General features: G+C 70.2%; 8 protein-coding genes. 3 read left to right on the top strand and 5 right to left on the bottom strand.

Annotation, left to right across the window (positions count from 1 at the left end):
* Positions 1-8: 8 nt before the first annotated feature.
* On the bottom strand, positions 9-866 hold the full coding sequence (locus tag VJS38_RS06350) for a hydantoinase/oxoprolinase N-terminal domain-containing protein (RefSeq protein WP_324087313.1): 858 nt from the start codon (positions 864-866) through the stop codon (positions 9-11).
* A 72-nt stretch (positions 867-938) separates the two neighbouring features.
* Between VJS38_RS06350 and VJS38_RS06345 the strand changes: the two genes are divergently transcribed.
* A complete protein-coding gene (locus VJS38_RS06345; protein ID WP_324087312.1) occupies positions 939-1,634 on the top strand; it encodes a TerB family tellurite resistance protein in 696 nt (231 codons plus the stop codon).
* A 103-nt stretch (positions 1,635-1,737) separates the two neighbouring features.
* Positions 1,738-2,028 carry a hypothetical protein gene (locus tag VJS38_RS06340; protein WP_324087311.1) on the top strand — a complete coding sequence of 97 codons (291 nt, stop codon included), beginning with the start codon at positions 1,738-1,740 and terminating at the stop codon, positions 2,026-2,028.
* A gap of 157 nt (positions 2,029-2,185) precedes the next feature.
* Here the strand turns inward: VJS38_RS06340 and VJS38_RS06335 are convergent, their stop codons facing one another.
* Genes VJS38_RS06335 through VJS38_RS06320 form a run of 4 tightly spaced genes read right to left on the bottom strand, consistent with a single transcriptional unit; the run spans position 2,186 to position 5,435 of the window.
* Complete coding sequence (locus VJS38_RS06335) at positions 2,186-3,454, bottom strand: cytochrome P450 (protein WP_324087310.1); 1,269 nt, start codon at positions 3,452-3,454, stop codon at positions 2,186-2,188.
* 24 nt (positions 3,455-3,478) lie between these two features.
* The gene (locus tag VJS38_RS06330; protein ID WP_324087309.1) at positions 3,479-3,997 is read right to left on the bottom strand and encodes a dihydrofolate reductase; all 519 of its coding nucleotides are present in this window, start codon (positions 3,995-3,997) and stop codon (positions 3,479-3,481) included.
* Between the two features lie 9 nt (positions 3,998-4,006).
* Entirely contained in the window at positions 4,007-4,849 is an 843-nt protein-coding gene (locus tag VJS38_RS06325; protein ID WP_324087308.1) for a thymidylate synthase, read from the bottom strand.
* A 43-nt stretch (positions 4,850-4,892) separates the two neighbouring features.
* Positions 4,893-5,435, bottom strand: a complete 543-nt coding sequence (locus tag VJS38_RS06320) for a DUF924 family protein (protein ID WP_324087307.1) — start codon at positions 5,433-5,435, stop codon at positions 4,893-4,895.
* Positions 5,436-5,573: 138 nt separating this feature from the next.
* Here VJS38_RS06320 and VJS38_RS06315 point away from each other — a divergent pair.
* A partial coding sequence (locus tag VJS38_RS06315) for a hypothetical protein (RefSeq protein ID WP_324087306.1) occupies positions 5,574-5,794 on the top strand: 221 nt, incomplete at its 3' end.

The following is a 5,794-nucleotide window of genomic DNA, read 5'->3' as shown; positions in this document are numbered from 1 at the left end:
CTCATGGCTCAGCGCCACGAAGCCAAAGCCCGCCTGGCGCGCCAGCTCGCCCGCCGCGCCGTCTCGGCCACGCCGACGACGCCGCCGGCCGGGCCGGAGACCACTGCGTCGCGGCCGCGGAAGGCCTCGGCCCGCACCAGGCCGCCGGCCGAGGTCATGAAGTAGAGCGGCGCGCCGGCCACGGCCTCCGCCACCTGTCGGACATAGGCCTGCAGCACGGGCGTCAGATAGGCGTCGGCGACGGTGGTCTCCGCCCGCGGCAGGAAGCGGGGCAGGGGCGAGACCTCATGGCTCAGCGCCACGAAGCCAAAGCCCGCCTGGCGCGCCAGCTCGCCCGCCGCCAGCTCGTGCGCCGGGTTCAGGTCGGCGTGCAGGAAGGCGATCGCGCAGGATTGAAAGCCCTCGGCGACCGCGGCCGCGAGCCGGGCCTTGAGCGCCTCGGCGCCCAGCGGGCGGACCACGCCGCCGTCGGCGCCCAGCCGCTCGTCCGCCTCGACGACGCCGGCGTAGAGCGGGGGCGCCTTGCGGATGTCGAGGGCGAACAGCTCCGGCCGGGCCTGGTCGCCGATGACCAGCGCGTCGCCGAAGCCCGTGGAGGTGACGAACAGGGTCCTGGCGCCGGCGCGCTCCAGAAGGGCGTTGGTGGCGACGGTCGTGCCCATGCGGATCGCCGCCACCCGCTCGGCGGGGAAGGGGGCGCCGGGCGCCGCGCGCAGGATCCTGCGCATCCCTTCGACGGCGGCGTCCGTATAGGCGGTGGAAGACGACAGGAGCTTGAGCGAGGTCTCGCGCCCGTCGGGGCTGCGACCGATCACGTCGGTGAAGGTCCCGCCGCGGTCGATGGCGAAGCTCCAGGCGCTGTCCAAAACTTAATGTCTCCTGGCGACTACCATCGTTGTGTTGCAGCCTGAGCCGTCCTAAGGCTTTCACCTACTCCGATGAGCTTCTGGCGCAAAATCGCGGGCCTGGCGGTCCGGAACCTGGACGAGGCGGACTGCCCGACCTGTCCGCCCGGATTGCCGGGCGAGGACCCGGCCTTCACCACCGCGGTGACGGCGCTGGGCGCCAAGCTCGCCAAGGCGGACGGCCGCGCCCAGGCGTCGGAATACGAAGCCTTCGCCGAGGTCTTCCAGCCGGAGCCGGAAAGCCAGGGCAACGTGCGGCGGCTCTACCAGCTGGCGCGCCAGACCACCCGCGGCTTCGAGAGCTACGCGCGCCGGCTGGCCAAGCGCTATCGCCACTGCCCGCAACTCCTGGAGGACGTGCTCGACGGCCTGTTCTTCGTCGCCACCTCCGACGGGGTGGTGAGCGCCGACGAGCTCGCCTACCTGCAGCGGGTCTCCGAGCTGTTCGGCCAGAGCCCGCTGACCTTCCGCCGGCTCAAGGCCACGCACCTGGGGCTGGAGAAACAGGACCCCTATGCGGTGCTCGGCGTCGCCCACGACGCCCCCGACGGGGAGGTCCGCGCCGCCTGGAAGGCCCAGCTCTCCGAGGCCCACCCCGACCGGGCCCGCGCCCGCGGCCTGCCCAGCGAGTTCATCGACGTCGCCGAGGCCAAGGCCGCGGCCATCAACGCCGCCTTCGACACCGTGATGCGCGAGCGCCGCTCCCTGGCGCTTCAGGGGGCGGCATAGTCGCGCAGGCGCGCTGTTCACAGATCATCTTCAGTTGACGTGGGGAACCTGTGGACCAACATAGGTGGTTACAGCCTGCGGCAAAGGCTGGTGTGAGGACGCCATGGTGAAAGAATTCGCCGTCCGGGAGGGATCCGCGCTCCGCAGCTTGGCGGCGATCGGCGGCGCCGTGGCCACCGGCGCGGCCGTGATCGTGGGCGCGGTGATGGCGGTGTTCGCCGCCGCGACCGTGGCGGTGATCGCCATCATGGCCAGCGCGCTCCTCGCCTTCTCCGGTTTGGCGCTGCGCGCGCGCCGCTCCGCGCGGGCGCGCCGTCGTCAAACTGACGTGATCGAAGCGCGCCACCTCGGCGGCCACCACTGGGTGGCCTATGGCTGGAACGAGCGCGGCTGACTGATCCTCTCCGGCAGGGGCGTGGCTTTCACCATGGCGTCCTTCTCCCGCAAGGGGGAGAAGGGCGATTTGTCGGGATTCAGGCGTTTTTCGTTGCAGGCGTTGCGGCCGCCTTGACGCTTCGAAGCGGGAAGAGCGGATGAGATGAAGATGATATCTACGCCCGCCGCGGGATCACCACCGGCAGCCGCTCGTAGCCCTTCACGAACGAGGAGTAGACGAAGGTCGGCTCGCCGGTGACCTCGATCACCGGGAAGCGCCTGAGGATCTCCTCCCAGATGATCTTCAGCTGCAGCTCCGCCAGCCGGTTGCCGATGCAGCGGTGGATGCCGAAGCCGAACGAAAGGTGCTGGCGCACCCTGGGCCGCTCGATCCAGAAGTCGTTCGGCCGCGCGATCACCGTCTCGTCGCGGTTGCCGGAGACGTACCACATGGCGACCTTGTCGCCCTTGCGGATGCGCTTGCCGCCGAGCTCGACATCGCGGGTGGCCGTGCGGCGCATGTAGGCCACCGGCGTCTGCCAGCGGATGGTCTCCGAGACCATGGCGGGGATCAGCTCGGGATCGGCGCGCAGCAGCCGCGCCTGGTCCGGGTTCCGGCTCAGCGCCAGCACCGAGCCGGTGATGGTGTTGCGGGTGGTGTCGCTGCCGCCGACGATCAGCAGGACCAGGTTCCCGAGGTACTCCAGCCGGCTCATGTGCCGCGTCGATTCGCCATGGGCCAGCATCGAGATCAGGTCGTGCCTCGGCGCGGCGTTGGCCCGTTCGTTCCACAGCTGGCTGAAGTAGCCGACGCACTCCAGCAGCTCTTCCTTGCGCTGCTCGTGGCCGCGGCCGGGTTCGAACAGGTGGCTGTCCGGCGGGGCGGTCGTCACGTCGGCCCAGCGCGTCAGCTTGCGCCGGTCCGCCCAGGGGAAGTCGAACAGGGTCGCCAGCGTCATGGTGGTGAGCTCGATCGAGACCTTGTCGACCCAGTCGAATTCCTCGCCGATCGGCAGTTCGTCGAGGATCCGACCCGCCCGCTCGCGGATGACCGGCTCCAGGTTGGCGAGGTTGGGGCCCGAGACGATCGGGGCGACGGTCTTGCGCTGGTCCTCGTGCCGGGGCGGGTCCATGGCGATGAACATCTGCAGCGTGAAGTCCGGATCGGGGTCCGGCAGGACGATCGCGGGTTCCGAGGAAAAGGTCTCGTGGTCGGTGTCGACCGCGACGATGTCGTTGTAGCGCGTCACCGACCAGTAGCCGCCGATCTCGGGCACGGGCGAGACCGCCCAATGCACCGGATCCTCGCCGCGCAGCCGTTCGAAATAGGGCCAGAAGCTGTCGGTGCGGAAGAGCTCCGGGTTGGCTGGATTGATCTGCGCCAGCGGCATGGCGTAGGCCAGCTCGCGCGCGGCGTGCTGCACGTCGAAGGCGCCGTCGTCCATCGGGGTCTCCAGGCTTTGCGAGGACTATAGGCGCTCCAGCACGCGGAAGACGAAGGGGTATTGGTCCTGCTCGGACGCCGGATGCGCCTCGCGCCGCACCTCGCGCCAGCGGCTCTCGTCGATCGCCGAGAGCCTTACGTCGCCCTCGACCTCGGCCTCGACCTCCGTCAGGTAGAGCCGGCGCGCGCGCGACAGCGCCAGCTCGAACAGCGAGGCGCCGCCGATCACGCAGATCTCGTCACGGCCGTCCTCCTCGGCCTGCTCGCGGGCGATCTGCACGGCTTCGGAGAAGTCTTCGCAGGCCACGGCGCCCTGCGGCTCGAACGAGCCGTCGCGCGACAGGACGATGTTGGTGCGCACGACCAGCGGCTTCTTCGGCAGGCTCTCCCAGGTCTTGCGGCCCATGATCACCGGCTTGCCCATGGTGACCGCGCGGAAGATCGCCAGGTCGCTCTTCAGCCGCCAGGGCAGGCGACCGTCCTTGCCGATGACGCCGTTGCGGGCCCGCGCGATCGGGCCGGCGGAGAGGGTGATGCGGGACATGGGCCCCCCTTACACCGCGATCGGCGCGGCGATCGCCGGGTGGGCCTGATAGCCTTCCAGCTTGAAATCCTCGTACTCGAAGCTGAACAGGTCGGGCTTGTCCACGATGCGCATCGTCGGCAGCGGCAGCGGCTCGCGGGTCAGCTGCAGGCGGGCCTGGTCGAGGTGGTTCAGATAGAGGTGGGCGTCGCCGAAGGTGTGCACGAACTCGCCCGGCTCCAGGCCCGTGACCTTGGCCATCATCAGGGTCAGGAGGGCGTAGGAGGCGATGTTGAACGGCACGCCCAGGAAGACGTCGGCCGAGCGCTGGTAGAGCTGGCAGCTCAGCTTTCCATCGGCGACAAAGAACTGGAACAGGCAGTGGCAGGGCGGCAGGGCCATGTCGTCGACGTCGGCCGGGTTCCAGGCGCTGACGATGTGCCGGCGGCTCGACGGATTGGTCTTCAGGCTGTGCACGACACCCGCGATCTGGTCGATCACGCGGCCGTCCGGCGCCGCCCACGAGCGCCACTGTTTGCCGTAGACCGGGCCGAGGTCGCCGTCGGCGTCGGCCCACTCGTCCCAGATGGTCACGCCGCGCTCCTGCAGCCAGCGGACGTTGGTGTCGCCGCGCAGGAACCAGAGCAGCTCCAGGATGATCGACTTGCGGTGCAGCTTCTTGGTGGTCAGCAGCGGGAAGCCCTTGGAAAGGTCGAACCGCATCTGCCGGCCGAACACGCCGAGCGTGCCGACGCCGGTCCGGTCCTCGCGCTTGATCCCGTTCTCCAGGATGTCGGCGAGCAGGGCCAGGTACTGCCGCTCCGGATGGTCCGGCGGCGCGACGGCGCCTGAGTGGGCGAGGGGGGCGTTCATTGGGACGAGGTTATCCCACGGGAGGTCGAGTCGGAACGCAGCTTCACCCCCCGAACCCGCCCTCGTCGAGATACTCCTGCTCGGGCGCGGTCATCGCGCGGCCGAGGGCGGGGTTGCGGTGGGGGAAGCGGCCGAAGCGGGCGATGATGTCGTGGTGGATGCGCGCCCACTTCAGCAGTTCGGCGTCGCCCAGTTCGCTGGCGATCGCGATCGCGAACTCCTGGTCGGCGAGATCCTCAGAATGCTCGAACGGCAGCACGAAGAACTGCCGAAGGCCCGGCTCCACGGCCAGGTGGAAGCCGGCCTCGACGGCGGCGCGGGCGACGGCGCGGGCCTTGCCGTCGGTGGCGAAGGCGTGGCCCGAGCCGCGGTAGAGGCTGCGCGGGAACTGGTCGAGCAGGATCAGCAGCGCCAGCGCGCCCTCCGCCGTCGTGGCCCATCGGTCGTACTCGCCGCGCGCGGCGGCGTGGTGCACGGGCTCGAACTTCAGGCGGATGGCCTCGTCGAAGGCCCGGGCGTGCTTGAACCACTTCGAGGGGCCGGCCGAACGCCAGAAGCCCAGGATGTCGTTGGGGATCGCCGGCACGCGCGCTTGAGCTCCGCTTCTGGTCCGGCAGACTTGCCCCCGGGCTCCGTCTCATTCAAGTCGGGTTCAGGCTGGGCCGTGCACAACGGCGGCCCAGGACAACGCATGCGGCCGCGCTTCGGCCGCCCGGAAAAGACGATGAAATCGAGACTGATCAGCCTGGCCGCCTTGCTGATGGCAAGCGCCGCCACAGGCGCGCTGGCCCAGACCCAGCCGCAGATCGAGAACGGCGGGCCGATGTGGAACGCCGGCCAGCAGGCCAAGGCGCGCCAGGCCCAGGGCCAGCCCGCGCAACAGCCGCCGCCGGAGCACGGTCCGCACCGCCCGCAGCAGGCCCCGCCGCCGCCCCAGGCCGGCCA

It is taken from the genome of Phenylobacterium sp. (assembly GCF_035276905.1).
Lineage (GTDB): Bacteria > Pseudomonadota > Alphaproteobacteria > Caulobacterales > Caulobacteraceae > Phenylobacterium.
Note: the sequence above shows the minus strand (reverse complement) of the source record. Positions and strands in the feature narration are given on the sequence as shown.

Bases quoted from the DNA above. Each gene is read 5' to 3' on its own strand.
- VJS38_RS06345 (WP_324087312.1), top strand. From the start codon at position 939: ATGAGCTTCTGGCGCAAAATCGCGGGCCTGGCGGTCCGGAACCTGGAC.
- VJS38_RS06340 (WP_324087311.1), top strand. From the start codon at position 1,738: ATGGTGAAAGAATTCGCCGTCCGGGAGGGATCCGCGCTCCGCAGCTTG.
- VJS38_RS06335 (WP_324087310.1), bottom strand. From the start codon at position 3,454: ATGGACGACGGCGCCTTCGACGTGCAGCACGCCGCGCGCGAGCTGGCC.
- VJS38_RS06330 (WP_324087309.1), bottom strand. From the start codon at position 3,997: ATGTCCCGCATCACCCTCTCCGCCGGCCCGATCGCGCGGGCCCGCAAC.
- VJS38_RS06325 (WP_324087308.1), bottom strand. From the start codon at position 4,849: ATGAACGCCCCCCTCGCCCACTCAGGCGCCGTCGCGCCGCCGGACCAT.